Raw genomic sequence first — 25,667 nt, forward strand, 5'->3', positions numbered from 1 at the left:
GAGTCGCTCGCATCATCATGATGGCGGCTCGGTCTTCAGCAGTGAGATGGCGATAGCAGTAAGTCATAGCAACACCGTACCTGATGGGTCACGTGTTGCACTTGCTCATTGAGACCGCCAACATTCATGAAAAAAACACTGACATGGATTACATGGCTCTCGTTGAGTGCAGTGAGTCCCTTTGCGCTAGCCGTCGGGCTGGGGCAGGCGAGTGTCGGCTCGTATCTGAATGCGCCTTTAAATGCCTCAATACCATTGCTGGAAAGTAGTGACTACGCCCTTGACGATATCCAAGTCAGCGTTGCCGAACCGGCAGATTTTGCCGCGGCGGGCCTTGAGTGGACGCCTCTAGCCGCAAGTGTTCGTGCCCAGATTGTAGAGCAGCAAGGGCTACGACAAGTACGCTTAAGCTCTGTTCAAACGATGCAAGAGCCTTGGCTTGACCTGCTGCTGGCGGTTGAGTTTCCGGGCGGTCAACAATTTCGTGACATCACCTTGCTGTTTGATCCCCAGGGTTATTCCCAGCAGGGCCAAAGCGCTGCTCCCAACGCTGTGCCAACAACGAGTAACGCAGCCACTCCTCCGGTGGTTGAAGCCAGATCAGCGGCGCCGACCGTGGTAAGCGAGCGTGGCAATGGCAGCAGCGCGTATGTGGGCAGTGGCGATACGTTATGGGGCGTCGCAGAGCGGCTTAAGCCTTCGCAAGCCAGCGTTCAGCAGATGATGGTGGCGCTGCTGGAGGCCAATCCAGACGTCTTTCCTAGCGGCAATATAAATGATATGCGTGCAGGCCAAACGCTGAGTGTCCCTGATATTGAGCGCATTTTGGCGCGCTCCCATCTTGATGCTGATGCCGCCATGAAAGCGATGAATGAAGCCTGGCGCGCTCGCCGCAACGGCTCATTGGAGGCAGTGTCGTTACCTGACGTTGAAGCCGATACCGTTTCAAACAACGCTATAGCCGCTGCCCAAATCCTTGAAGCTACTGGTGCAGCTGAGCCAGACAGCGCGCTTGCTGCGGGTGGCGCTAAACCAAATGAGCAAGAAGCAAACGAGTCCTCAGTAAACGGCCCAGCTGCGTTGGAAGAGGCTGCCAACGAGCCCGAGGCGCTAACCCGGGCAGAATTAACCGAGCAGCTGCGCCTAAGCCAAGCGACGCTTCAGCAGGTAATGGAAGAGCGCGTGTTAATGCGCGCCGAGCTTAATGCGCTGCGTAGCGAAGTGGCCTCGCTAACTCAGGCGTTGAGCGATGCGTTGGCTGCTCAAGAGCAGTCACCAGAACCATACATTGCCAGCATGGATGAGATGGGCAGCCCGGGAGTGGCTGCCTTAGTTGAGCGTTATCAGTGGCCGCTCGCGTTAGCTGCCATCGCTCTGCTTCTGGGAGTGTTGGTGTGGCTGCGTAAGCGACGTGAAGAGGCCTGGGAAAATGTCCCGCTTACTGAGCCTGAGCCAGTAACAAAGCCAATAGTTACGCCTGGTACTGCACCTAAAGCAGCCTCTAAGGCAACGCCTGAAGCGACCTCTAAGATAGCGCCGATGACAGCGTCGATACCTGACGCTGTTCCTGTTGCGTACCCAATCCAGGCGAATAATAATGACGTGGAAGAGCCACATCAGCAAAGCGAGCCACAGGTAGCAACCGAAGACGAACCCGAGATTTCTTACGCCAGCTCAGCGTCAACGGCGAACGCCGATCAGTGGTTAATTGATGAGCAAGCGCAAACGCCCGAGCAAGATGACACGCTTCGCTATGAAAATAGCTATGAGAATAGTTATGAGAATAGTTATGAAAAAAGCCAGGCATCCGGGTTGGCTGAGCAGGGGCGTCAGCGTCGCTTAGGTCTGCATGTTGCCCCCGATAATGGTGCTGATCACTTGTCATTAGCACCGCCACTAAGCCCAGTGCCCATGCGTTTGTTGCTGGCTTCTCTCAATGCTGACTTAAAATCGGCTGAGCCAGCAAAACGGTCTGAGGATGCCGAGCATCGCTTTATCGATTACCACCCGCCCACTTTAATGAACACGCTAAGTAGCCAAGAAGGCCTGCGCAGAGAAACCCCAATGCAGCCTACGGTAGAGTTCGCCAGTCAGCTTGACGCCGAACCTGTTTCTCCTGCGAAACAACCGCGTCGGCCGATTGAAGAGGAGTGGGAAATTGAAGAGGTAGCATTCAAGCCGCGAGGCCTGGATAATAGCGAACCTTCAAAATCTTCAAAATGATGTGGCTTGATGACGCTGTTCTATCACTTCGATGAGAAAATTCCGCTTACAGGTCGTTTGGCGATGGGTATCGAGTACGACGGTACCCATTACTGTGGCTTTCAGCGCCTTAAGCACGCCGCATCTGTTCAGGCTTCGCTAGAGGCTGCGCTGGCCAAGGTGGCCAATGAACCCATTAGGGTGCACGCCAGCGGGCGCACCGATTCCGGGGTGCACGCCACTCGGCAAATTGTCCATTTTGATCCGCCAGTAGGGCGCTCCGAAAAAGCCTGGATATTTGGTGCCAATACCCATTTGCCCCGCGACGTGGCCGTGCGCTGGGTGAAACCAGTGGGCGACGACTTTCATTCACGCCTGTGCGCCCTGGGGCGCCGCTACCGCTACGTGCTGCTGAACCAGATTAGTCGCCCCGTATTGGAGCGCGCTAATGTCACCTGGTGTCGTGATCCGTTAGACGCCGATGCCATGCATCGGGCCGCTCAGGCGCTGGTAGGGGAGCACGATTTTTCGAGCTTCCGTGCCGCTGGCTGTCAATCAAAAACCCCCTGGCGGCATATGCACTTTGTCGACGTAAAGCGCTACGGCCAACTGGTTATGATCGATATTCAGGGTAACGCGTTCTTACACCATATGATTCGCAACATTGCCGGGGCGCTAGTAAGCGTCGGACGTGGTGCGCAGGATGAAACTTATATTGGTGAACTTTTAGCGCTGAAAAACCGTCGTAAAGGGGATGTAACGGCGCCCGCCTGCGGGCTGCATTTTGTCGATTCGGTTTACGATGAGCGCTTTGATTTGCCTAAAGAGCCGTTAGGGCCGCAATTACTCGCGTTTACCGGCGAGTGGACAGGCGAGCGCGAGCTCCCTGATACGCCCCGGGTCGCCTATCGTCGCAACCGTTCGCTAAGCAATACGGCAATTAACCCTGAACAGGAGGCGTCTTTATGAGTACGTTGCCGTTACTCCGTACGCGCATTAAGTTCTGTGGTTTCACCCGCGGCGAGGATATTGATCGTGCCGTGGCGCTAGGGGTGGATGCCTTAGGCTTTGTGATGTGGCCGAACAGTGCCCGTAGTGTGGGTGTCGAACAACTGGCGGCGCTTTCAGCGCGCGTGCCAGCATTTGTGACCCGCGTAGGGCTATTTGTAGATCAGGATGATGAGCTGATTGAGCGCTGTCTGCCCTATTTAGATATGCTCCAGTTTCATGGCAGCGAAACACCTGATGCCTGCCAGCGCTATTCGCTGCCCTGGATGAAAGCGCTGCGCATGCGCGAAGAAATAGATCTAGCCCATGAAGCTGAACGCTATCATGGGGCTCAGGCGCTGCTGTTAGATGCTTACCGGCCGGGAGTGCCGGGGGGCACAGGGGAGACCTTTGATTGGTCGAGAATCCCCGCAAATCTAGCAAAACCTGTTATCCTCGCCGGTGGGTTGAGTGCTGATAATATCGCTGACGCTGTGCGCCAGGTAGCGCCTTATGCGGTGGATGTATCCGGCGGTATTGAAGCCTCCCACGGCTGTAAAGATGCCGAGAAGATGGCCTCTTTTGTTCGTCATGTGGCGTTAGCCGACGCCCGTTAGCGCTCTTTGCACACGTTTAGATAGACGCAGTTCATGTATGTTGCCTATGGGTATTTTATCGAGCTACGTTGTTAAGTTGATTCATTTATTGGTTGCCTGTTCTGGCGATCTTGTGAGGTGTCTCTGTGACCGCTTCTGAAACCGCTCCTAACACTGTACTGAAAACAAAGTTCAGTGACCTGACCCGAATGCCGGATGCCCGTGGTCATTTTGGCCCCTACGGCGGTCGGTTTGTGTCAGAAACCCTCAGCTTTGCTTTGGAAGAGCTGGAAAAAACATATTTCAGCTTACGTGATGACCCCGACTTCCAAGCTGAGTTTGACTATGATCTTGCCCACTATGTGGGGCGCCCGTCGCCGCTTTATCATGCCAAACGTTGGTCGGAAAGCCTTGGTGGCGCACAGATATGGTTGAAGCGGGAAGACCTGAATCACACCGGCGCTCATAAGGTCAATAACACCATCGGCCAGGCGCTTCTGGCAAAAAAAACCGGTAAGCCACGCATTATTGCTGAAACAGGGGCGGGTCAGCATGGCGTTGCCTCGGCCACTGTTGCTGCTCGCCTTGGGCTTGAGTGCGATATTTATATGGGGGCGGAAGACGTCCAGCGACAGAAACTAAACGTCTATCGTATGCGCTTACTGGGTGCACGGGTTATTCCGGTAGAGTCCGGTACGCGTACGCTTAAAGATGCCATGAACGAAGCGCTGCGTGACTGGGTCACCAACGTTGATAACACTTTCTATATCATCGGTACCGTGGCTGGCCCACATCCTTATCCGCTGCTCGTTCGTGATTTTAACGCGGTCGTTGGCCGTGAAGCGCGTCGCCAGTCGTTGGAGCAGATCGGCCGTTTGCCAGATGCGCTGATTGCCTGTGTTGGGGGCGGCTCGAATGCCCTGGGGCTGTTCTATCCGTTCGTTGAAGATGATGACGTTGCTATGTACGGCGTAGAAGCCGGTGGCGATGGGGTTGAAACGGGCCGCCACGCGGCACCGCTGGCGTCCAACGCCCCGCACGGTGTGCTGCACGGTAACCGCACCTATTTAATGTCCGATGAAGCTGGCCAGGTGTCGGATACGCACTCCATTTCAGCCGGCCTGGATTACCCGGGCGTAGGCCCGGAGCACGCCCTGTGGAAGGATGTTGGCCGTGTTAAATACGTGGTGGCTAACGACAACGAAGTGCTGGAAGCGTTTCGTGAGTTGACGCATATGGAAGGCATTATGCCCGCTCTTGAGTCGGCTCATGCGCTGGCCCATGCCAAGGTATTGGCGCCGACCATGCGACCTGATCAACATATCGTGGTCAACCTTTCTGGGCGTGGCGACAAAGACATCATGACTGTTGCTAAGATTGATGGCATCGAATTTTAAGGTCAGCTTTTTTAAGGGCGAGCATGAACCGTATTGATCAGCGTTTCAGTGAACTTAAACAGCAGGGCCGCAAGGCTCTGATCCCTTACATCACCGCAGGGGACCCAGCACCGCAGTATACGGTGGGCTTTATGCACGCACTGGTAGACGCCGGTGCCGATGTCATTGAACTTGGCGTACCTTTTTCCGACCCAATGGCCGATGGCCCAGTGATTCAAAAAGCCTGTGAACGTGCGTTAAAGCAGGGCACCCGGCTGGTTGACCTGATGCAAATGGTCAAAGAGTTTCGCCAAACCGATACCACGACGCCGGTCGTGTTAATGGGATATTTAAATCCTATTGAGCGTATTGGTTATGAGAACTTTGCCGACCAAGCTGCCAGTGTCGGCGTCGATGGCGTATTGATTGTCGATATGCCGCCGGAAGAAGCCGATGAAATTGGCCCATTGCTGAAATCTCGTGATTTAGCGGCGATTTTTCTCGTTGCGCCTACCACTTCTAACGAGCGTGCCGCTACAATATGCGCCCATGGCGAGGGCTACTTATACTATGTTTCGCTGAAAGGCGTGACAGGTGCCGCCACCCTGAATGCCGAAGACGTAGCCGAGCACTTGGCTCCACTGCGGGGGATGACCGATTTGCCGCTTTGCGTTGGTTTTGGCATTCGTGATGGTGTAACGGCCGCGGAAGTGGCTAAAGTCGCCGATGGTGTCATTGTAGGTAGCGCCTTGGTTAACCGTATCGCCGAAAGCTTAGATGCGCCGGAAACCATTGCGGGCCAGTTGAAAAGTGTATTAGCAGAAATGCGTACGGCGATGGATGCCTAAAGCTAAATGCTTTATCGCCTATGCTTAACAGTTTGACGACACTCATCAAGCCTGGTTTGGCCAGGCGTTGACGTATAACGGAAGCCTTTTTGATATGAGCTGGTTAGACAAGATCGTACCCTCCATGGGTCGTATCCAGCGTAAAGACCGTCGCGCTAGCGTTCCCGACGGCCTCTGGCGTAAATGTCCCAAGTGCGAAGCGGTTCTCTATCTTCCTGAGTTAGAGAAACACAATAGCGTCTGCCCCAAGTGCGATCACCACCTGCGCTTGACGGCGCGTAAACGCTTGGACTGGTTCTTGGATAAAGCAAAACGCGAAGAGATCGCGGCGGAAATCGAACCCAATGATCGATTGAAGTTTCGCGACTCTAAAAAATATAAAGACCGCCTGACTGCAGCGCAAAAAGACACCGGTGAGAAAGATGCACTGGTCGCTATGCGCGGTGAGTTGGATGGTTTGCCGGTCATTGCCGTTGCCTTTGAGTTCACCTTTATGGGTGGCTCTATGGGGGCGGTGGTCGGTGAGAAATTTGTGCGCGCTGCTACCCTGGCCCTGGACGAGAATATCCCGCTGGTATGCTTTGCGGCCTCGGGTGGTGCTCGCATGCAGGAAGCGCTCTTCTCGCTGATGCAGATGGCCAAAACATCCGCGGCGCTTGAGAAGCTCAAACAGGCGGGAGTGCCGTATATTTCAGTGCTTACTGATCCTGTCTTTGGTGGCGTTTCAGCCTCGTTGGCTATGCTCGGTGATTTAAACATTGCCGAACCCAATGCGTTGATTGGCTTTGCTGGCCCACGGGTCATCGAACAAACGGTGCGTGAAACTCTACCCGAAGGGTTCCAGCGCAGTGAGTTTCTGCTTGAGCATGGCACTGTCGATATGATCGTTCATCGTCATGAAATGCGTGCCCGCGTGGGCAGTGTGCTGCGTAAATTGACTCATCACGATGTTACGCCAGTTAGTTCGTTGTCGACTGATGATGCGGACGTTTCAGAACCTATCGTCGAAGAGGCAACGTTAGCGGACACTGCTGACGTCACTTTTGAAAGCATTGAGCCGGCTAAGAAGGACACTTCCTCTACCGCTAAGAGTGACGACCATACACGCAATGCCTGATTCTTTGCAGCCAGACTCCTTGTCGCCCTTGTCTTTAAACCAATGGCTTCAACATTTGGAAACGTTGCATCCGGTCGGAATTGATATGGGCCTGGAGCGGGTTTCCAAAGTGGCAAGGCGTATGGGGCTGCTTTCAAGCCCGATTGCTCCCCGCGTTATTACCGTGGCGGGAACGAATGGCAAGGGCTCAACCCTTGCCATGATCGAGAGCATTGCCCGTGCCCACGGTTGGCAGGTGGGTACCTATACGTCACCCCACTTATTGCGCTACAACGAACGCGTCAAAATCGACGGTCAGGAAGCTGAGGATAAACTGCTCGTAGAAGGTTTTGAGCACGTTGAGAGAGCGCGCTTGCAGGATGATCACATCAGCCTGACCTATTTTGAGGCGGGCACACTGTGCGGGCTATGGTGCTTGGCCAACGCAGAGCTTGATCTTGCGGTACTTGAAGTAGGTCTTGGCGGTCGGCTGGATGCGGTCAATATCATTGATGCAGATGTGGCCATCGTCACCACGATTGCTCAGGATCATGCTAACTTTTTAGGCACCGATCTGGCTCAGATTGGGCGCGAAAAAGCCGGTATCTTCCGTGCTGGCAAGCCAGCCGTCTTAGGCAGCCAAGCGCTACCTGTAAGCGTTTCCGAATGCGCGCAGTCGTTAGCAGCGCCTAAGTTTGCATTAGGGCAGCAGTTTACCCATCAAACCATGAGTAAAGAGTATTCCAACTGGCGCTGGCAGGGGCAGCAAGCGGATGGCATAAGCATCGTCGTCGACGCGCTTCCTGACCCTGGGCTACCTATCGATAATGCGGCTACTGCATTACAAGCGCTCGTACTTGCCGGAATGGCGTTGGTTCCCGCTGATGTAAAAGTTGGGCTCGCGACGGTGCAACTGGCTGGGCGGCTACAATGGATTGGGCCATGGTGCCTGGATGTTGGGCATAATCCTCATGCCGCCGAGTACGTCGCTCGCCACTTACCGTCACCGCCCGAAGGGGGCCAGCAGTGGGGCCTTATCGGCATGTTGAATGATAAGGATATTGACGGTGTCATACAGGCATTATCTGCCCGCATCAGCGACTGGGTGTGCGTGTCGCTGACAGGCGAACGAGGTTGTCTGGCAAGTGAGTTGTCGCAACGTATTATAGCTCAGGGAGGGCGGGTACACTTTTGCGCAGAGTCGCCGCACGCTGGCGCCGATTGGCTCGCTAAGGTGTTAACGCCCAATGATCGTGTCTTGGCCACCGGGTCGTTCTTTACTGTAGCGGCACTGCTAGCTCGGCCACTGCCAACAGGCGCCGCGTCGCTTGATGGAGACGGAAATGAAATACGGTAAAACTGAACGCATTAGCGGTATTGTAATTTTGCTCGCGCTGCTGGCAATCTTTGTGCCGTGGCTAATGAGTGACCCGGCACCCAGAGAAGAGCGCCCCCAGCCGAGCTTTGTCATTGAGCAGCCGGTTGAGGTGGAGCGTCGTAATGTACCCGCGCCAGAAAGGCCCTCAACCATTGATGAACCCGCATTATCTTCAGCACCCAGTGACGACGGCTTTATCCCTATTGATGCCAATCCGCGAGCGCCGCAAACCGATCAAATCGCTGCTTCAAACCAGTCACCTTCTAGGGCAGAAGCGGCAGGCTCCAGTGAGCCCGACGAGGCGCCGTCTACTCCTGATAGCGACCCCATCGCTGATTTAATTGCCACCAATAGTGGCAGCGGTCAAAGCAGCGCTGGAAGCGAGTCACAACGTTCGTCACAAAGCGCTTCTAGTCCTTCTTCCACCGCTCAAGGTGAGTGGGCGGTGCAAGTGGGCAGTTTCGGTGAGCCAGCGAATGCCCAGCGACTCAGTGCACAACTGTCAGAAGAAGGGTTTAGCGTTTATCAACGTGAGCGTGATAACAATATGACCACTGTATTTGTTGGCCCATATGCCACCTCCGAAGACGGTGAATCTGCCATGTCCTCGATTAAAGAACGCGCCAATGTTCAGGGCCTTCTTGTTCGAGTAAGAGACTAAACCATGGCGTTAACATGGATTGATGCGGTGTTCTTGGCCGTGCTGGCGTTATCAATGCTAGCCGGATTCGTCAGGGGATTTGTTCGTGAAGCATTGGGTTTGGCCGCCTGGGTCGTTGCCTTAATGGTAGCCCGAGTACTCGCCGAGCCGGTGGCCGAACTGATGAGCGGGTTTATCGATAGCTTTGATGCCCGCCTAGTGCTCGCTTTTATACTGGTGATCTTTGCCGTTATTTTGCTTTGCGGCATAGTGATTCGCTTGGTGCATGCAGCGATTGAGTGGGTGGGCATGGGTCTTTTGAACCGCGTGGCGGGGGCCGCTTTCGGCGTTGCCCGCGGGGCGGTTATTTTGCTTATTGCGACTGTGCTGATTACCCTCACACCACTGGCGGAACTGCAGGCGTGGCAACAAGCCGAGCTGCGCCCGACCTTTATTCAGCTACGCGATTGGGCGGTGAGCCAGTTAGATCAGTGGGATCGCGAGCTGCCTGAGGCGCCATCGTCGCTGCGTGACATCTCTCTACCTGAACTGCGTCTGCCTAGTGCGACGGAGCGTGAGGTTATCCCGACAGGTGATTGACCTGTTACTGAAGTCGATTCTATGAACGTTCGGGCTTGCGTAGTTAGGTGACTTAGGTAAGTGACTTAGGCAAGCCATGGCATTAAGCGAGGTAACGTGAATGTGCGGTATAGTGGGCCTTCTGGGCAAGCAGGCGGTAAATCAGGGAATCTACGATGCCCTGACCGTACTTCAGCATCGTGGCCAGGACGCTGCCGGCATGATGACATGGAGCGAGGGACGCTTCCTACTGCGCAAGAGTAACGGCTTGGTACGTGATGTCTTTCATACCCGCCATATGGCCCGCCTAAAAGGCAACTTAGGCATTGGTCACGTGCGTTACCCGACGGCAGGCTCTTCAAGTGAAGCCGAGTCACAGCCGTTCTATGTTAACTCTCCTTACGGTATTGCGCTGGCGCATAACGGCAACCTGACCAACTCTGAGCAGTTGAAGCAGGAGCTGTTCTCGACCGATTTACGCCACATCAATACCAGCTCCGATTCTGAAGTGCTGCTCAATGTATTTGCTCACGAGCTGGGCAAGCAAGGCTTACATCTGGAAGCGGAAGACATCTTTGACGCCGTGCGTCGCGTTCACCGTCGCTGTAAAGGTGGCTATGCCGCCGTGGCGATTATTAATGGCTTTGGCATGGTGGCCTTCCGCGACCCCTTCGGTATTCGCCCGGTGGTTTTCGGTACCCGCGAAGAGGAAAACGGTCAAGCGGTCATGATCGCCTCTGAATCCGTTGCGTTGGACGTCGGCGGCTTTGAACTTGAACGCGATCTGTCGCCTGGCGAAGCTATTTTTGTCGATATCGAAGGCAATATTCATACCCAAGTCTGTGCTGATCGTCCGCTGCTTCGCTCGTGCATTTTTGAACATGTTTATTTAGCGCGCCCAGACTCGTTGCTGGACGGTGCCTATGTTTACGGTACCCGGATGCAGATGGGCCGTAAGCTGGGTGACCGAATCCTCAATGAATGGCCGGATCATGATATTGATGTGGTCATTCCTATTCCTGACACGTCGCGCACGTCTGCCCTCGAAATGGCACAGCACCTTGGGGTGACCTATCGCGAAGGGTTTATGAAGAACCGCTACATTGGCCGTACCTTTATTATGCCGGGGCAGACCCAGCGGAAGAAATCGGTACGTCAAAAGCTCAATGCCATCGACGTTGAGTTTAAAGGCAAGAACGTGCTGCTGGTGGATGACTCCATCGTGCGTGGCACGACCTGTAAGCAGATCATCCAGATGGCTCGTGATGCCGGTGCCCGCAAGGTCTATTTTGCCTCGGCGGCGCCGCCGGTTCGCTTCCCCAATGTATATGGCATCGATATGCCCGCTGCGTCTGAGCTGATTGCCCATGGCCGTAGTGAAGAGGAGGTCGGTGATTTAATTGGGGCTGACCGCATCTTCTATCAAAACCTGGAAGATCTAAAAGCGGCGTGTCGTGAAGTGAATCCTGAAATGGAAGAGTTCGATTGTTCGGTGTTTGACGGCAACTACGTCACCGGTGATATCGATGACGCTTATTTGGCTGCGCTTGAGGCTAGCCGTAATGATTCTGCCAAGGATCAGAGCGCTGGCGATCACGCGCTTGTCGATATGCACAATCAAGACGATGACCTGGACGATTAGGAGTGAAGCCTTATGCAGGATGACAATCATCAGGAAGACGGTCACCAGGATGAATGGTCATTAGAGACACTGGCGATCCGGGCAGGCCATCAGCGCACCTTTGAGCAGGAGCACTCGGAGCCTATTTTTCCGACCTCGAGCTTTGTCTATGAAAGCGCTGCAGAAGCGGCACGTAAGTTCGGTGGGCAAGAGCCGGGTAACGTTTATTCGCGCTTTACCAACCCGACAGTGCATACCTTTGAGCGTCGCCTAGCGGCGCTTGAAGGTGGCGAGCGCTGTGTTGCCACCAGCTCGGGCATGTCGGCCATTCTGTCGACCGCGTTGGCATTGCTTTCCGCAGGGGATGAAATTGTGGCCTCCCGGTCGCTATTTGGCTCAACGGTTAGTCTGTTCGATAAGTATTTAGGCAAGTTTGGTATTACCACGCGTTATGTCGAGCTTTCCAATGCCGCTGCATGGGAAGCGGCGATCACGCCCAAAACGCGTCTATTGTTTGCCGAAACGCCCTCGAACCCGCTGTCTGAAATTGCCGATATTCCGGCCTTGGCCGCGCTGGCCAAACGCCACGACGCGCTGTTGGCAATTGATAACTGCTTCCTCACACCGGCACTTCAGCAGCCGTTGGCGTTAGGTGCTGACCTAGTCATCCATTCGGCGACTAAGTATTTGGATGGACAGGGCCGTGCCATTGGGGGGGCAGTAGTGGGGAGCCATGCGCTGCTTGAAGAAGTGTTCGGTGTGGTGCGTACCTGCGGCCCGTGCTTGAGCCCTTTCAATGCCTGGATATTCACTAAGGGGTTGGAAACACTATCACTGCGTATGAAAGCGCATTGTGAAAATGCCTTGATCCTTGCCCGCTGGTTAGATGCACATCCGGCGGTGAACCGCGTGTTCTATAGCGGCCTGGAAGATCATCCCCAGCATGAATTGGCCAAACGGCAGCAAAAAGGGTTTGGTGCGGTGTTAGGTTTTGAAGTGAAAGGTGGTCAAGAGGGGGCCTGGCAGGTAATTGATGCGACCCGTATGCTCTCTATCACGGGCAATCTTGGTGATGTTAAAACCACTATCACTCATCCCGCTACCACTACTCATGGGCGACTTTCTGATGCCCAAAAGAGTGCTGCTGGCATCGCGCCTGGGTTGATTCGAGTCGCGGTGGGGTTAGAGAGTCAGGAAGATATTCAGCGAGATTTAGCCCGCGGACTGGATGCATTAGCGGCGCGTTAAACCAGCATCTGCTGACTAAAACCGGCCCCGCAGTTGGCCGGTTTTTTTATAGATGACTGTAAGCAGTGGTTTTTACGAATGGTGTGTTCTGCTTTTTTCAGCGGTTCCTCGCGTAGTTACACGATATGCTTTTGCTATTGACGTGTTCGCTAGTGGTTAGCGATTAATAAGGATGAGATTAATGTGGCGAAATAGTCGCAGCGGGTGGGGGTTGATCAGTATTCTGTTTCACTGGCTAAGCGCGCTGGCTATTATCGGTCTGTTTGCGCTGGGCTGGTGGATGACGGACCTTGGCTATTATGACCCCTGGTACAATCAGGGCCCATGGGTACATCGCTCGATTGGTATGTTGCTACTATTTGCCACCCTGGCGCGATTAGTATGGCGTTTTGCTCAGCCAACGCCTAAGGCAGAAGGCGGCCGCCTAGAGATTATTGCTGCCCACGTGGGGCATATCGCTCTTTATGTGCTTGTGTTACTGGTCATGGCGAGCGGCTACTTAATTTCTACCGCTGACGGGAGCGGGATCAGTGTATTTGGTTGGTTTGAGGTGCCTGCACTGGTATATGACTTCCCCAACCAGGCAAGTTTGGCGGGTAACGTACATTGGTATAGCGCTCTGGCATTGATGATTTTGTCGGCAGGTCACGCGCTTGCCGCGTTTAAGCATCACTGGCTAGACCGGCATTCAACATTGGTACGTATGCTAAACCCCGCGCATAGCCGAGCAGGCGATCATAGTGCAACAAAGTCATCACGTTAGCCGTTTACACTTTTTCTAAACATCGCGCGTAAGATAATTGACTTCCCGCGGTGCCTATTAAGTAAAGTAAGGAGTAATTCAATATGTTCAAGAAAACAGCATTTGCATCCGCGATCGCCGCTGTAGCACTGGTACCTTTGAGCCAAGCACAGGCAGCTGATTACCAAATCGATACCGAAGGCCAGCACGCCTTTGTTCAATTCAAAATTTCTCACTTGGGCTTCTCTTACATTCTAGGTAGCTTTGAAAAGTTTGAGGGCCAGTTCGCTTACGATCCTGAAAATCTTGATGCATCTTCGGCAGAAATCGAAGTCCAAGTTGACAGCCTGACCAGCAACCATGCTGAGCGTGACCGTCATATCCTGAGCGGCGACTTCCTGAATGCCAGTGAATTCCCGACAGCTACCTTTACCTCCACAGGCTTTGAGTCAACGGGTGATAATGAAGGCGTGTTGACCGGTGATTTGACCCTGCACGGCGAAACTCAAGAGATTGAAATGCCGGTTACCCTGATGGGTGAAGGCGATGACCCGTGGGGCAACTACCGCGCTGGTTTTGAAGGCAGCACTACGCTGACCTTGGGCGATTACGGTATTAATATGAGTGACTTCCCTGAATCTATGCATGAACTTGAGCTATATGTGACGTTTGAAGGTATTCGTCAGTAATAACTTACTGCGCTAAGTACGCCACTGTCCTTTAAGGGCGGTGGCGTTTTACGTTACAACCGATAAATAATTAACCATCACCTAAGGAGAGAGTGCTTGGCTGCTGTCATGCAACAAAAAGAGTTGGCGATAACCCTATGGCGTCAAACGTGGCCTATGGCCATTGGGGTGTTGGCGCTATTGGGTTTTCAACTTGTTGATAGCGCATTTATTGCTCGTTTGGGTACTGCGCCGTTGGCCGCGCAATCATTTACCTTTCCTTTGTCGTTTCTGATTATCGGCATTCAGGTAGGGATGGGGATTGCGATTGCCGCGCTTATTTCGCGGGCATTGGGGGCGGGTGAAGAAGCCCGGGCGAGACGCTTAAGCAGTTTGGTGCTTATGGCGGGTGGCGGCGTCATCGGCCTCTTGGCGATCGCATTATGGATATTTTATGTACCTATCTTTCAACTGCTGGGCGCGGATGAAACGACGCTTTCCTATATCCGCATTTATTGGGCACCTCAGCTGCTATCCGCATGGTTGGGGGCACTGCTTTATTTCAGCTACAGCGTTTTTCGTGCCCATGGTGACACCCGCCTACCAGGCAAAATGATGGTGCTGAGTAGCCTTGTGAACCTTGTTCTCGATCCACTGCTGATTTTTGGCATAGGTGATTGGGAAGGCGGGGGGCTACCTGGCGCAGCCTGGGCAACCGCGATTGCTTTTTCAGTAGGTCTATTGGTGACCACGCGTAAATTACTTAAACGCCAGTGGGCCGCTCAGCAGGGACTGTGGCAAGAGGCCAAACAGTCGTGGCGGCCATTTACGGGTATTGCCGCACCGGCCATGGTCAGCCAGCTGATGCCGCCCTTGGCTGCGATGCTGGCAATCTCTGTTGTGGCGGGCCTGGGTGAAAGCGAAGTGGCGGCCTGGGGCTTGGCGAGCCGTTTGGAAACGCTCTCGCTGATGGTGATTCTGGCCATGACCATGTCGCTGCCGCCGTGGTTAGGACGCTGCTACGGTGCCGGAGATTGGGGCCAGATTCAGCAGCTTATGACGTTGGCTATAAAAGTCGCGCTATTTTGGCAACTGTGTCTCGGTATAGTATTGGCACTGGGAGCGCCCTGGCTAGCGATGGCATTGGCAGGCAACCCGGATGTGCAAAGCGAGCTGACACTGCTGATTCGTTTTCTGCTGCCTAGCTATGCGGCACTGGGTATTTGCATGCTAGTCGTCTCGGCAGGTAATGCGTTAGGTTGGCCATTACGAGCCATGCTGTTATCCAGTGCGCGGCTGTTTATTTGTTATTTGCCTTGCCTATGGTTAGGCTCGCAGTTCTTCGGTTGGTGGGGACTGGCGGCGGGTGCGGCCGTGGGGAATCTGCTGGCAGGCTTTATGGCATGGCTCGTTATGCGGCGTATTTTATCCCGCCCGCATCGTCAGGCGGGATTCATCAATTAACGCTTGCGTGCTGCTTCCTGATAGGAAAAATACATAAACAGTAGTGCCATACCCAAGTAGCCCATGACAAACTCAGGCGCTGCATTGAAAGCGAGTTTAGGGGCGTGCATTAGTCCGAAAAACGAAAAACCCGCCGCAATCGCTGCGAAGGCGGCTGCACGCCTAAACTGATGATCAATCACCGATACCGTCATAGCGCCCAGCAGGATCGCCATAAACATGGCCCCTTGGCCCATTACTACGATGGCACTTGAGATATCGGTCACCACCTCGCCAGCCCCGCGATTAAAGCGCGTCATCACGTAGTTAGCAAAGTAGGGCAGCATGGCCAGCGCCACGGCCGGGTAGTAGCGCGTGTCGTTGGCTTGAAAGGCGGTCGCAATCATCGACATGCCAACAAAGACTAGAATAGGCGCCACTACAGAAACGGGAATAATTGCTGCCAGCGCAGCAATGAGACCGAACATGGTGGCTAAGGCATATACGGCGCCATTCAGCAGGCTGTATCCCCGGCCCGCGCCCATCCATTTAGCGCCTACCGTGGCGATATAAACCGTAGTGGGAAAGACGCCGCCAAATAGCGCACCAATCATAGTGCCTGCGCCATCTACTGCCTGGCATTCGCGCACATCGTACTTATCGCCTGCCGCTTCCATTGCTTCCACATTGTTCATGGTTTCAATAGCGTTATACAGCGTAATGGGCAGCACCACGGTCAGCACTGCGAGCATGCTGGTCAGCAGTAGCCCCAGCCCTTCAAACCAAGCCAGATTGGGAAGCAGCGGATAAAAGCCTAGGTGGGTAAAGGCATCGCTAAACCGTTCGGTGCCAGCGTCGCCAATCAAGTAGGCCATAGCGGTACCGACGATAATAGCAAATAGCGAGGTTGGAAGCTTAAAGGGCATGCTGACGCGGGCCACTAAGCCAACAATGATAATCGCTAACACCAGCAGGCCAATAATCGGCATTTCGAGTGTTTTAAACAGCATTTCTCCGGCGATAAACGTCAGTGCAACGCCAGCCACCGCGCCAAGCATGGCGGCTCTTGGTAGGTGGTATTGCACCCAGCGGCCAATGACGCTAATCGCGGCTTCAATGGCACCGCTTATAAAGCAGGCGGCAACAGCTACTTTCCAGGCCATTTCTGCATCGCCAGTGAGCTGTTTGGCGGGTAGCAATACGCCGAACAGGAATACGAACATCACCGGCGTCGAGATACCGTAAGAGAGCGCTGTCACATCCGCCCGGTTCTCTTTGCGTGCCAGCCTTGCCGCGCTCCATGCATAGTAGAAGTTGCCAACCATCACCGCTACCGCTGCACCGGGCAGCACTTGCCCGTAGACAATGGAGGCAGGAAACCCCATGCCCAACATAGTGATGGCGATAATGACAAAGTTGGCGATGTTGTTTTGGAATAGCGCGAAGAATGCGTCAGTGTCTTCTTTTTTGTACCACGGATAGTGAGTGCTGGCAGCCGCCATGTTAGACCTCTTGATTATGGTGTGTTGTATACAAGGCTATACTGAGTGTGCCGAAGTGTTGACTAATCGGTCAAGTGCCTAATACATGAAAACGCCCAGGCGTTGCCTGGGCGTTTGTTACTGCGTTGCTGCTTGGCGATTAGTCGTTAACAGCGGCAATCGCTTTGGCAAGGTAGGGGAGGTTCTCATGGGAGAAGCCCGCTACGTTGGCGCGACCCGAGCGCACCATGTAGATGCCAAACTCGTCACGCAGGCGATCGACCTGCTTCGGCGTTAGACCGGTGTAGGAGAACATGCCACGCTGTTCGGCAACGCAGGCGTACTTCTCGTCCAGACCATAGGGCTTCAGCGCTTCCACAAAGTCGCGGCGCAGGGTATTGATGCGATCACGCATTTCGGTGAGTTCTTCACGCCACATCTTGGTCAGTTCGTCGTCGTGGAGGATCTCGCTGACGATAGAGCCGCCGTGAGCGGGGGGATTCGAGTAGTTCTCACGGGCAACGATGGCGACTTGAGAGCGGATGTTGTCCATCTGCTCGTTATTTTTGGCCACCATGATCAAGCAACCAGTACGCTCGCAGTAAATACCAAAGTTTTTAGAGCATGAGCTGGTGATGATCGCTTCATCAAGGTTCTCGGCCAGCAGGCGCACGCCATAAGCATCTTCATCCAGACCTTCACCAAAGCCTTGATAGGCGAAATCGATCAGCGGAAGCAGCTTGCGTTCACGCACGATTTCCAGCACTTCCTGCCACTGGTCATGGGAAAGATCGAAACCGGTAGGATTATGGCAGCAGGCGTGTAGCACCACCACATCACCTTCGGGAATGCTTTTCAGCGCTGACCGCATGCCGTCAAAGTCGAGACGGTTGTCGGGGTCAACGTAAGGGTACTTGTGCAGCTCAATACCAGCCGCGGTAAAAATGCCGTGGTGGTTCGGCCATGTCGGGTCACTTACCCAGATACCCTTACCCGGCAGCTGAGTGGCAATAAAATCCGCAGCCAAGCGCAGCGCGCCGGTACCGCCTGGTGATTGAGTGGCGCTGGCACGATTGGCTTTTAAGACGGATGACTCAGCGCCAAAAACCATGGGCAGCACGACTTCGCCATAGCTAGGCGCGCCGTGAGAACCGATATAGGTTTTTGTCGTTTCGTTTTTGAGCAGGCGAGCTTCTGCTTCCTTAACAGCGCGCATTACCGGCGTATTGCCTTGGGTATCACGGTAAACACCGACACCTAAATCCACTTTTTGTGGGTTGGTATCTTTTTTGAAAGCTTCGATCAGCCCGAGAATGGCGTCTCCTGGGACTCGCTCAATATGCTCAAACATTTATTCGGCTACCTCGTCGGTTCTGGCGGCAAGAATGAAGTCATTTAGATGCAGGCCTTGAATAGCATGAGACCACCACGTGACGGTGGCTTTGCCCCACTCTGTGGTAATAACGGGGTGGTGGCCAGCCTGCTCTGCAATATCACCAACGCGTTGGGTGAATGCCAATGCGCTGGCGAAGTCGCGAAATGTAAAACTCCGTGACAGCTTCATGATGCCATCGTGCTCGACAATCTGCCACTGGCTGAGGCTTTTTAGCCGCTCTTGGGCTTCTCCTAAGCTTAGCGGCTGAGCATTTTTACCGCAGGGTTCGCAGGTAGATTCAGCGAGCGTTGCCATCTTTTTGCTCCTCTAGCGGGGTATTTCTTACTAGCGTAGAAGGCAAACGCAGTCGCGACCAATATCCTTGGCGGTATACAGCGCCTGGTCGGCCCGTTCGATCAAACTCGTAAGAGGCTCGCCACAACGAAATTCGGCAATCCCGATGCTTAGCGTTACCTGGCCAGCGCCCATGCCGAAGTCGTACACACTGATGGCATGGCGTATTCGGTCGGCAAGTGTATGGCAATGCTGCAGCGATGTGAGCGGCAGCACGACCATAAACTCTTCTCCACCCAGGCGGGCGATCATGTCTTCACAGCGCAGTAGTGACTGCGCTTGTGTCGCCAACTGTTTGAGCACGTCATCACCGTGCAAATGGCCCCAGCGGTCGTTAAGGCGTTTAAAATGATCGATATCGATCATCATGATGGAGAGCGGTGTGCCATGGCGGGTGCTGAGTGAGGCTATATTAGTTAAGTGCACCATCAATTTGCGCCGATTGGGTAACTCTGTGAGCGGGTCTGTATCGGATAGTTTACGAAGACGCTGCTCCTCGGAGACCTGGTCGCTAATGTCCATCATTATGCCGTTCCACTGCACTCCGTCCGCGACCGTCTTTGGTCGTGCGCTCACCGCAATCCAGTGAGGTTTTTCTTTCGGGAACGGTAGTAAAAAGCGGGTCGTCAGCGGCAGCATCCAGCGTGCTGAACGTTCGATCGCTGACATAATTTTGGGGTGATCATTGCCGGTTAATTGCTCAACCAACTCTCCAGCATTTTGTGAGAGCAGATCTCGGTCAATATGTTTGAGAGCCTCACCGCCACCCTCTATATAGGGAAAGCGCATATGACCGTTACGAGCGAGGTGTAATTGAAAGATGACGCCAGGAATGAGGGGTATCAAATGGTCTGCACTGATTCGCTGGGGTGCGTCTATATCATTCACGGGCATGCGTGAATCTCCAAGCATATGCCAATTTAATTTTGGAAGTGAAGATTAGCGCTATTTACGTAATCAATATGTAAGTAATTGCAGACAGTATGGTTAAAATTTATATTTTTTAAGAATATATATATTATCATATAACATATGAAAGGTTGAATTATAAGCAATAGTCGATGTGTTATTGGCATTTAGTGATAAAATTAATTACTTTTTTGCATATTAAAAAACTTTTTTATTCCTGAGGTGGTTTCTTGGAAGTAGCACGAGAGCAAATGTCTCGCTCGTATGGCTTTGTCAGTTTAGTGGGGGCAGGGCCCGGCGATCCAGAGTTATTAACGCTGAAAGCTTACAAGCGACTGCAGACCGCTGAAGTCGTGCTGTATGACCGCCTAGTCAGCGATGAGGTTGTTGCGTTTATACCCCCGCAAGCGCAGCGCTTTTATGTCGGTAAAGCGCGCTCGCAGCATAGCGTTCCTCAAAATGGCATTAATCAGGCGCTAGTAAAATGGGCACAGCAAGGTAAGCGCGTTGTTCGCCTCAAAGGTGGCGATCCGTTTATTTTTGGGCGCGGTGGTGAAGAGCTTGAGGCTCTGGTAGCGGCGCACATTAGTGTGGAAGTTATACCGGGAGTAACCGCGGCTTCGGGCTGTGCGGCGTATGCGGGAATACCGCTGACCCATCGCGATCATGCTCAGTCGGTGCGTTTCGTGACAGGTCATTTACAGCAAGGTGAGTGTGATCTTGATTGGGATGCGCTTGCGCGGCCAGGGCAGACGCTGGTGTTTTATATGGGATTGGGTAGCGTGAACGTCATTAGTCAGGCGTTGATAAAGCATGGCTTAGCGCCAGAAACACCGCTTGCCTTGATTGAGCAAGGGACAACGCGCCAACAGCTAACCCATATTGGATGTTTGTCAGCGTTGCCAGCTACTTTCTTGGCGGGTCTCATTAAACCGCCTACGCTGCTAATAGTGGGAAGTGTGGTGTCGCTGCATACGACGCTCAGTTGGTTTGATGTGCACAATGGCCAAGCATCAGGCTTCCATGAGGGGAAACACCCCCCTTCAAATTAACGTGGTTCATCATAGAGGGTAGTGGTAACGTTAGAGCAACATTTATATACGATTGTTACTAACAAACTGGCTAGATACAGTGAGCTGTGTATGCTGAAAGGGAGAATCATCCACGGCTAGTGCATTACAAGTGCAATTGATTACCGTTAGCTGAGCCAACGTTAGCTTAGACCAAAGAGGAACGCATAATGTCGGAAACAAATAATACGGATCACCCGTCACCGGCCAACAAGCCGGAGCCAGCAAAAAAGACAGAGCCGGCCAAAAAGACGGATATGAAAACTCTCTTTCAAGATAACCGAGTAAAAGCGATTGCAGGGATCGCTGCTATTGCGGTTATCTGGGCGATCATGGCGCAGTCTAACGCAGGTTCTCGCCAGGATCGTGTTGATAGCTTAGAAGAGCAGCTCGCTAGCGTTGAGCAAGAAAATAGCCAAATGAGCCAGCGCATTAGCGAAATAGAGGAAGCTGAAACCAATTTAGCTGCACTGCAAGAGGAGATGGCTTCTCTTGAGGCTCAGCAGGAAGAGGCCAACTCGTCGCTTGAGAGTGCTCAAACCAACGTCAGCGATGTGCAGTCGCGGTTAGAAGAACTTGAATCCGAGCGAAATGCGCTGGAAGAAGAAATCGCCTCTCTTAATGAGCAGATAGAGAGCGCTGAAAGTGAGATGAGCGGGCTGCGTGAAGAACGCGACGAGATCATCAGCACTCGCGATGAAGCGGAAAGTACTCTCCAGCAAGTTGAAGAAGCGCGCTCTAGTACTGAAGAAGCTCGTCAGAAAGCAGAAGCCGCCCGTCAAGAAGCCGAGGAACAGCGCCAACAAGCGGTTGAAGAGCTGGGCAACACGGAAGAGGAACTGTCCGGGCTGGAAGAGCAGATTAGCCAGTCAAATGAACAGCTAAGTGGTTTAGAAGAGGAAATCTCAACCGCCCAAAGCGAGCTTGATGACCTAAAAAGCGAGCGTGACTCCATCACTAGCGAACGCGATGAGCTGCAAAACGAAGTTGATTCGCTAACGGCGCTTCGCGAAGAGGAAGAGCAGAGCTTGAGCGACGTGCGCACCGAGCTCGATGACGTCATGGTCGCTTTGGAGATGGGCCGTGAGGAAGTGTCGAGCGTTGAGAGTGATATTGAAGAGCGTGAAAGCCAACTAGAGCGTTTAGAGAGCCAGCTTGGTGAATGGCGCGATGAGCTTTCCACACTAGACGGCCGTTTGGCCGATGCGGAGGAGTCAGCTGGTGAAGCCACTTCCTCTTCCCAGGGCAGTGGTTCAGAAAGTGACTCGTCAGAAGGCGGCTCTTCAAATGGTGGTTCTTCAAATAACAGCTCTTCAAATGACAGTTCTGCACAAGAGAGTTCGTCAGAAGAAGCGTCTAGCAATGGCGATGAGAGCGCCAACGATAGCGATGGTAGCAGTGAAGAAGAACAGCAAAACGCTGCTGGCTAATAGAGAAAATCGGTAACGCTGTAGACTAGCAGCACGAGAGCGGATGTCGGGTGACTGGCATCCGCTTTTTGTTTGTTGGTTTATGAATGAAGCCCCGAGGAGTATCATTCTAGCAACGTTAATTACTAGCCTAAACGAGGAGTGCCATTGATGGATGGGGTAAAGCATATTATTGCAGTGGCATCAGGCAAAGGGGGCGTGGGTAAATCCACCGTCACCGTCAACTTGGCGTTAGCCTTGGCGGCGCAAGGTCACCGCGTGGGTGTACTTGATGCAGATATTTACGGCCCGAGTCAGGCTCAGATGTTGGGTGTAAAAGAGGGCGTACGCCCTCAGGCAGGTACCAATAATAAATTTCTGCCGCTTGAGGCGCATGGACTTCAAGCGATGTCGATGGCATTTATGGTCAATACCCGCGAGCCGATGGTATGGCGTGGGCCAATGGTTGTCGGCGCGTTCCAGCAAATGCTGACACAAACCCAATGGGATAATCTTGATTTCCTATTGATTGATATGCCCCCAGGCACTGGTGATATCCAGCTTACCCTGGCCCAGAAAGTACCTGTGGCAGGCGCGGTGATTGTCACTACCCCGCAGGATATTGCGCTTTTAGATGCCCGCAAAGGGATCGAGATGTTCCGCAAGGTTAACGTGCCGGTACTGGGCGTAGTGGAAAATATGAGCCTTTACCACTGTGAAAACTGTGGCCATGAAGCGGCTATTTTTGGTACTGGTGGCGGAGATAGCATCGCTCAAGAGTACGATACTCAAGTGCTTGGACGGCTACCACTCACGCTCTCCATCCGGGAACTGACGGATTCAGGACGCCCGAGTGTCATATCTGAACCTGAGGGGACGGTGAGCCAGACCTTTGCTGCTATCGCCCAAAAAGTAGCCGAAGCGGTTAATGCCAATCAAGGCGATGGACCCACTATTTCCTTTAGCGAGTGAAGAAGTAACACATGAGTATCAAATCTGATAATTGGATTCGCCGCATGGCCAAAAGCGACGCGATGATTGAGCCGTTTGAAGCCGAGCAAGTGCGTTATGTGAACGACCAACGCGTGATTTCTTACGGCACGTCAAGCTATGGCTATGACGTACGCTGCTCAGATGAATTTAAAGTCTTTACTAATATTCACTCAGCGATAGTTGATCCTAAAGCGTTTGATGCGAAAAGCTTCGTCGATATTAAAGGCGATGTTTGCGTTATTCCGCCCAACTCTTTTGCACTGGCCCGTACGGTCGAGTACTTCCGGATTCCACGTAATGTGCTGACTATTTGCTTGGGAAAATCCACCTACGCGCGCTGTGGCATTATTGTCAATGTGACCCCGCTGGAGCCCGAGTGGGAAGGCCACGTGACACTAGAGTTTTCTAACACCACCAATCTGCCAGCGAAAATCTATGCCCATGAGGGTGTTGCGCAGATGTTGTTCTTAGAGTCCGATGAGGTGTGCGAAACCTCGTATAAAGATCGCGGAGGAAAGTACATGGGCCAGCGCGGTGTTACTTTGCCGCGCACCTAGCCTTACTGCTTTGCTGACAAAAACGCCTGACGGTGATAAAGCCGTCAGGCGTTTCTGATTCAAGCTGAGTGAACAGTCATTTCCGGCGAGAAAGCATTAATTAGTCCTGATGTTCGTCATCCAGCTCTGCGTCTAACTCCTCATCCAGCTCTTCAGCCGCGTCGGCGTGAGAAAGCCGCATTCCATGCTCAGGTAACAGGTGACCGTCCATTTTGGCGCCTTCGGCGCTGAACTGCAGTCGACCTTCCAAAAACCACTGCACCGCAATCGGATAGAGTAGATGCTCACGGGAACGCACTTTTTCCTGCAGTGTTTCCACCGTGTCGTCAGGGCTGATCTGGAGCTCAGCTTGCAGCACGACGGGCCCACCATCCAGCTCTTCGGTGACAAAGTGCACGCTGCACCCATGGCTGGTAACACCGGCTGCCAGGGCACGGGCGTGAGTATTAAGACCTTGGTACTCGGGGAGCAGTGAAGGATGAATATTCAGCATGCGACCTAAGAAACGCTGAACAAAGCGAGGCGTCAAAATACGCATGAAGCCTGCCAGGACGATAAGATCCGGTTCATGGCGTTCAATGACTTTGATCAACGCGCCGTCATAAGCTTCACGGCTATCGTATTCGCGATGGGGCAGGGCGACTGCTTCAATGCCCGCTTCGTGGGCACGCTTCAATCCGTAGGCATCAGCGACGTTGGAAATAACCGCGACAATCTCTCCGCCGCCTAAACGGTCATGGGACTGGGCATCAATCAAGGCCTGCAGATTGCTGCCGTTACCTGAAACCAACACCACGATACGGCGGGCCCCGAGGGGGTCTGGCGTCACGTCTTTGATAGTGTCGCTTTGATAGTCCGTATTGGTCATGCCGAGAGGTTCTCCAGAATAACGGCTTCCCTTTGACGTTTGGTGATCTGACCTAGGCGGTAAACAGTTTCGCCTTCAGCTTCTAGATGTGCCGTTGCACGCTCTGCTTGCTGTTGTGGCACCACAACGACCATGCCGATACCGCAATTAAGCACACGGTGCATTTCGGTTTCGTTGACGTTGCCCTGTGCCTGCAGCCAGTCAAATACGGCAGGGCGCTGCCAGCTATTAATATCAATATGAGCAGCGAGATCATCCGGTAGAACGCGGGGAATATTTTCAAGCAGACCGCCACCGGTAATGTGTGACAGTGCGTGCACAGGAATGTCACTACCGCGCATTAACGAGAGCAGTGATTTCACATAAATGCGGGTGGGCGCCATCAATGCATCACCCAAAGACTTGCCGTCGATGTCGGTGGTCAACGAAGCGTTACTGACGTCGAGTATTTTGCGAATCAGCGAGTAACCGTTGGAGTGTGGTCCTGAGGAGGCAAGCCCCAGGATGACATCACCTTCGGCCACTTTGCTGCCATCCAGAATGTCTGCTTTCTCAACTACGCCGACACAAAAACCAGCTAAATCGTAATCGCTGCCTTCGTACATGCCCGGCATTTCGGCAGTTTCACCACCGACCAGTGCACAGCCGGCCAGCTCGCAGCCAGCACCAATGCCGGTGACAACGTCAGCAGCAATATCCACATCGAGCTTACCCGTGGCATAGTAGTCAAGAAATAGTAGCGGCTCGGCGCCAGCCACGATCAAATCGTTGACACACATCGCGACTAAATCAATCCCAATCGTGTCGTGTTTGCCAAGGTCCATCGCGAGGCGCAGTTTGGTGCCGACGCCATCGGTACCCGAGACAAGCACGGGTTGCCGATAGCCCGCCGGAATTTCACATAGCGCGCCAAAACCACCCAGCCCGCCCATGACTTCTGGGCGTGTGGTGCGTTTGGCAACGTGTTTGATGCGGTCAACCAGGGCATTACCGGCATCAATATCGACGCCTGCGTCCTTATAGCTGAGGGAAGGAGTAGCCGAAGAAGAGGAGGTCTCGGTCATGACAGATCCTGTGAAGCAATTAGCGGTGCTGGTAGTGCTGGCGACAAAGCCAGTGCTGGGCTTAACTTGAGCGGATTGTAACACTCAGCGGCTCAGGTCGCACCGCTGTGACACATGATGAAAAGCATACGAGCAGCTTTTGTTCATATGCGGCATAGTAGTG

24 protein-coding genes are annotated in these 25,667 nt (G+C 53.4%); 18 read left to right on the forward strand and 6 right to left on the reverse strand.

Annotated features, from left to right (window positions below):
- Window positions 1–126: 126 nt before the first annotated feature.
- From HZS80_RS20225 to HZS80_RS20290, 14 genes are all read left to right on the forward strand, one after another.
- Complete coding sequence (locus HZS80_RS20225) at window positions 127–2,223, forward strand: type IV pilus assembly protein FimV (RefSeq protein ID WP_179917128.1); 2,097 nt, start codon at window positions 127–129, stop codon at window positions 2,221–2,223.
- 9 nt (window positions 2,224–2,232) lie between these two features.
- Window positions 2,233–3,171, forward strand: a complete 939-nt coding sequence (gene truA / locus HZS80_RS20230; protein ID WP_035557393.1) for a tRNA pseudouridine(38-40) synthase TruA — start codon at window positions 2,233–2,235, stop codon at window positions 3,169–3,171.
- Entirely contained in the window at window positions 3,168–3,806 is a 639-nt protein-coding gene (locus HZS80_RS20235; RefSeq protein ID WP_179917129.1) for a phosphoribosylanthranilate isomerase, read from the forward strand. The genes truA and HZS80_RS20235 overlap by 4 nt, the downstream gene beginning before the upstream one ends.
- Window positions 3,807–3,994: 188 nt before the next feature.
- A complete protein-coding gene (trpB, locus tag HZS80_RS20240; protein WP_179917155.1) occupies window positions 3,995–5,182 on the forward strand; it encodes a tryptophan synthase subunit beta in 1,188 nt (395 codons plus the stop codon).
- Between the two features lie 23 nt (window positions 5,183–5,205).
- A complete protein-coding gene (gene trpA, locus HZS80_RS20245) occupies window positions 5,206–6,009 on the forward strand; it encodes a tryptophan synthase subunit alpha (RefSeq protein ID WP_101145448.1) in 804 nt (267 codons plus the stop codon).
- Window positions 6,010–6,103: 94 nt separating this feature from the next.
- Complete coding sequence (gene accD / locus HZS80_RS20250) at window positions 6,104–7,126, forward strand: acetyl-CoA carboxylase, carboxyltransferase subunit beta (RefSeq protein ID WP_035557402.1); 1,023 nt, start codon at window positions 6,104–6,106, stop codon at window positions 7,124–7,126.
- Entirely contained in the window at window positions 7,119–8,462 is a 1,344-nt protein-coding gene (folC, locus tag HZS80_RS20255; RefSeq protein WP_035557407.1) for a bifunctional tetrahydrofolate synthase/dihydrofolate synthase, read from the forward strand. The genes accD and folC overlap by 8 nt, the downstream gene beginning before the upstream one ends.
- Entirely contained in the window at window positions 8,449–9,144 is a 696-nt protein-coding gene (locus HZS80_RS20260) for an SPOR domain-containing protein (protein WP_179917130.1), read from the forward strand. The genes folC and HZS80_RS20260 overlap by 14 nt, the downstream gene beginning before the upstream one ends.
- Window positions 9,145–9,147: 3 nt before the next feature.
- The gene (locus HZS80_RS20265) at window positions 9,148–9,723 is read left to right on the forward strand and encodes a CvpA family protein (protein WP_179917131.1); all 576 of its coding nucleotides are present in this window, start codon (window positions 9,148–9,150) and stop codon (window positions 9,721–9,723) included.
- Window positions 9,724–9,823: 100 nt separating this feature from the next.
- A complete protein-coding gene (purF, locus tag HZS80_RS20270; protein ID WP_008956202.1) occupies window positions 9,824–11,344 on the forward strand; it encodes an amidophosphoribosyltransferase in 1,521 nt (506 codons plus the stop codon).
- Between the two features lie 12 nt (window positions 11,345–11,356).
- On the forward strand, window positions 11,357–12,571 hold the full coding sequence (locus HZS80_RS20275) for an O-succinylhomoserine sulfhydrylase (RefSeq protein ID WP_179917132.1): 1,215 nt from the start codon (window positions 11,357–11,359) through the stop codon (window positions 12,569–12,571).
- A 181-nt stretch (window positions 12,572–12,752) separates the two neighbouring features.
- Window positions 12,753–13,334, forward strand: coding sequence for a cytochrome b (locus tag HZS80_RS20280; protein WP_179917133.1), 582 nt, complete (start codon window positions 12,753–12,755; stop codon window positions 13,332–13,334).
- An 83-nt stretch (window positions 13,335–13,417) separates the two neighbouring features.
- Window positions 13,418–14,002 (forward strand): YceI family protein, encoded by a 585-nt coding sequence (locus tag HZS80_RS20285; protein WP_179917134.1) that lies wholly within the window; start codon window positions 13,418–13,420, stop codon window positions 14,000–14,002.
- Between the two features lie 108 nt (window positions 14,003–14,110).
- On the forward strand, window positions 14,111–15,445 hold the full coding sequence (locus HZS80_RS20290) for an MATE family efflux transporter (protein ID WP_179917156.1): 1,335 nt from the start codon (window positions 14,111–14,113) through the stop codon (window positions 15,443–15,445).
- On the opposite strand, the gene HZS80_RS20295 is transcribed toward HZS80_RS20290, so the two are convergent.
- The 4 genes from HZS80_RS20295 to HZS80_RS20310 form a co-directional block, all read right to left on the reverse strand.
- Complete coding sequence (locus tag HZS80_RS20295) at window positions 15,442–16,926, reverse strand: NCS2 family permease (protein WP_179917135.1); 1,485 nt, start codon at window positions 16,924–16,926, stop codon at window positions 15,442–15,444. The genes HZS80_RS20290 and HZS80_RS20295 overlap by 4 nt on opposite strands.
- A 139-nt stretch (window positions 16,927–17,065) precedes the next feature.
- Entirely contained in the window at window positions 17,066–18,256 is a 1,191-nt protein-coding gene (locus HZS80_RS20300; RefSeq protein WP_179917136.1) for an amino acid aminotransferase, read from the reverse strand.
- On the reverse strand, window positions 18,257–18,595 hold the full coding sequence (locus HZS80_RS20305; protein ID WP_179917137.1) for a 4a-hydroxytetrahydrobiopterin dehydratase: 339 nt from the start codon (window positions 18,593–18,595) through the stop codon (window positions 18,257–18,259).
- Window positions 18,596–18,625: 30 nt separating this feature from the next.
- Window positions 18,626–19,528 carry a GGDEF domain-containing protein gene (locus HZS80_RS20310; protein ID WP_179917138.1) on the reverse strand — a complete coding sequence of 301 codons (903 nt, stop codon included), beginning with the start codon at window positions 19,526–19,528 and terminating at the stop codon, window positions 18,626–18,628.
- A gap of 266 nt (window positions 19,529–19,794) precedes the next feature.
- Between HZS80_RS20310 and cobA the strand changes: the two genes are divergently transcribed.
- From cobA to dcd, 4 genes are all read left to right on the forward strand, one after another.
- On the forward strand, window positions 19,795–20,595 hold the full coding sequence (cobA, locus tag HZS80_RS20315) for a uroporphyrinogen-III C-methyltransferase (protein WP_179917139.1): 801 nt from the start codon (window positions 19,795–19,797) through the stop codon (window positions 20,593–20,595).
- 188 nt (window positions 20,596–20,783) lie between these two features.
- Window positions 20,784–22,043: a coiled-coil domain-containing protein gene (locus HZS80_RS20320; protein ID WP_179917140.1), complete on the forward strand. Its 1,260-nt coding sequence runs from the start codon at window positions 20,784–20,786 to the stop codon at window positions 22,041–22,043.
- 150 nt (window positions 22,044–22,193) lie between these two features.
- Complete coding sequence (gene apbC, locus HZS80_RS20325) at window positions 22,194–22,994, forward strand: iron-sulfur cluster carrier protein ApbC (protein WP_179917141.1); 801 nt, start codon at window positions 22,194–22,196, stop codon at window positions 22,992–22,994.
- A gap of 11 nt (window positions 22,995–23,005) precedes the next feature.
- Window positions 23,006–23,572 (forward strand): dCTP deaminase, encoded by a 567-nt coding sequence (gene dcd / locus HZS80_RS20330; protein ID WP_008956214.1) that lies wholly within the window; start codon window positions 23,006–23,008, stop codon window positions 23,570–23,572.
- Window positions 23,573–23,672: 100 nt separating this feature from the next.
- Here dcd and purN read toward each other — a convergent pair whose 3' ends face one another.
- Window positions 23,673–24,440 carry a phosphoribosylglycinamide formyltransferase gene (purN, locus tag HZS80_RS20335; protein ID WP_179917142.1) on the reverse strand — a complete coding sequence of 256 codons (768 nt, stop codon included), beginning with the start codon at window positions 24,438–24,440 and terminating at the stop codon, window positions 23,673–23,675.
- Window positions 24,437–25,504 (reverse strand): phosphoribosylformylglycinamidine cyclo-ligase, encoded by a 1,068-nt coding sequence (purM, locus tag HZS80_RS20340; RefSeq protein ID WP_179917143.1) that lies wholly within the window; start codon window positions 25,502–25,504, stop codon window positions 24,437–24,439. Before purM ends, purN begins: the two co-directional genes overlap by 4 nt.
- Window positions 25,505–25,667: the final 163 nt, after the last annotated feature.

This window comes from Vreelandella glaciei, from assembly GCF_013415125.1.
In the GTDB taxonomy this organism is placed as follows: domain Bacteria; phylum Pseudomonadota; class Gammaproteobacteria; order Pseudomonadales; family Halomonadaceae; genus Vreelandella; species Vreelandella glaciei.

What these genes read in the sequence shown, in the direction of transcription:
- apbC (WP_179917141.1), top strand. Translation starts at nt 22,194, where the DNA reads ATGGATGGGGTAAAGCATATTATTGCAGTGGCATCAGGCAAAGGGGGC.
- HZS80_RS20295 (WP_179917135.1), bottom strand. Translation starts at nt 16,926, where the DNA reads ATGGCGGCTGCCAGCACTCACTATCCGTGGTACAAAAAAGAAGACACT.
- accD (WP_035557402.1), top strand. Translation starts at nt 6,104, where the DNA reads ATGAGCTGGTTAGACAAGATCGTACCCTCCATGGGTCGTATCCAGCGT.
- cobA (WP_179917139.1), top strand. Translation starts at nt 19,795, where the DNA reads ATGTCTCGCTCGTATGGCTTTGTCAGTTTAGTGGGGGCAGGGCCCGGC.
- purF (WP_008956202.1), top strand. Translation starts at nt 9,824, where the DNA reads ATGTGCGGTATAGTGGGCCTTCTGGGCAAGCAGGCGGTAAATCAGGGA.
- HZS80_RS20225 (WP_179917128.1), top strand. Translation starts at nt 127, where the DNA reads ATGAAAAAAACACTGACATGGATTACATGGCTCTCGTTGAGTGCAGTG.
- HZS80_RS20320 (WP_179917140.1), top strand. Translation starts at nt 20,784, where the DNA reads ATGTCGGAAACAAATAATACGGATCACCCGTCACCGGCCAACAAGCCG.
- trpA (WP_101145448.1), top strand. Translation starts at nt 5,206, where the DNA reads ATGAACCGTATTGATCAGCGTTTCAGTGAACTTAAACAGCAGGGCCGC.
- HZS80_RS20305 (WP_179917137.1), bottom strand. Translation starts at nt 18,595, where the DNA reads ATGGCAACGCTCGCTGAATCTACCTGCGAACCCTGCGGTAAAAATGCT.
- dcd (WP_008956214.1), top strand. Translation starts at nt 23,006, where the DNA reads ATGAGTATCAAATCTGATAATTGGATTCGCCGCATGGCCAAAAGCGAC.
- HZS80_RS20260 (WP_179917130.1), top strand. Translation starts at nt 8,449, where the DNA reads ATGAAATACGGTAAAACTGAACGCATTAGCGGTATTGTAATTTTGCTC.
- HZS80_RS20300 (WP_179917136.1), bottom strand. Translation starts at nt 18,256, where the DNA reads ATGTTTGAGCATATTGAGCGAGTCCCAGGAGACGCCATTCTCGGGCTG.
- HZS80_RS20285 (WP_179917134.1), top strand. Translation starts at nt 13,418, where the DNA reads ATGTTCAAGAAAACAGCATTTGCATCCGCGATCGCCGCTGTAGCACTG.
- HZS80_RS20265 (WP_179917131.1), top strand. Translation starts at nt 9,148, where the DNA reads ATGGCGTTAACATGGATTGATGCGGTGTTCTTGGCCGTGCTGGCGTTA.
- HZS80_RS20290 (WP_179917156.1), top strand. Translation starts at nt 14,111, where the DNA reads ATGCAACAAAAAGAGTTGGCGATAACCCTATGGCGTCAAACGTGGCCT.
- truA (WP_035557393.1), top strand. Translation starts at nt 2,233, where the DNA reads ATGACGCTGTTCTATCACTTCGATGAGAAAATTCCGCTTACAGGTCGT.
- HZS80_RS20275 (WP_179917132.1), top strand. Translation starts at nt 11,357, where the DNA reads ATGCAGGATGACAATCATCAGGAAGACGGTCACCAGGATGAATGGTCA.
- folC (WP_035557407.1), top strand. Translation starts at nt 7,119, where the DNA reads ATGCCTGATTCTTTGCAGCCAGACTCCTTGTCGCCCTTGTCTTTAAAC.
- HZS80_RS20235 (WP_179917129.1), top strand. Translation starts at nt 3,168, where the DNA reads ATGAGTACGTTGCCGTTACTCCGTACGCGCATTAAGTTCTGTGGTTTC.
- purN (WP_179917142.1), bottom strand. Translation starts at nt 24,440, where the DNA reads ATGACCAATACGGACTATCAAAGCGACACTATCAAAGACGTGACGCCA.
- purM (WP_179917143.1), bottom strand. Translation starts at nt 25,504, where the DNA reads ATGACCGAGACCTCCTCTTCTTCGGCTACTCCTTCCCTCAGCTATAAG.
- HZS80_RS20310 (WP_179917138.1), bottom strand. Translation starts at nt 19,528, where the DNA reads ATGCCCGTGAATGATATAGACGCACCCCAGCGAATCAGTGCAGACCAT.
- trpB (WP_179917155.1), top strand. Translation starts at nt 3,995, where the DNA reads ATGCCGGATGCCCGTGGTCATTTTGGCCCCTACGGCGGTCGGTTTGTG.
- HZS80_RS20280 (WP_179917133.1), top strand. Translation starts at nt 12,753, where the DNA reads ATGTGGCGAAATAGTCGCAGCGGGTGGGGGTTGATCAGTATTCTGTTT.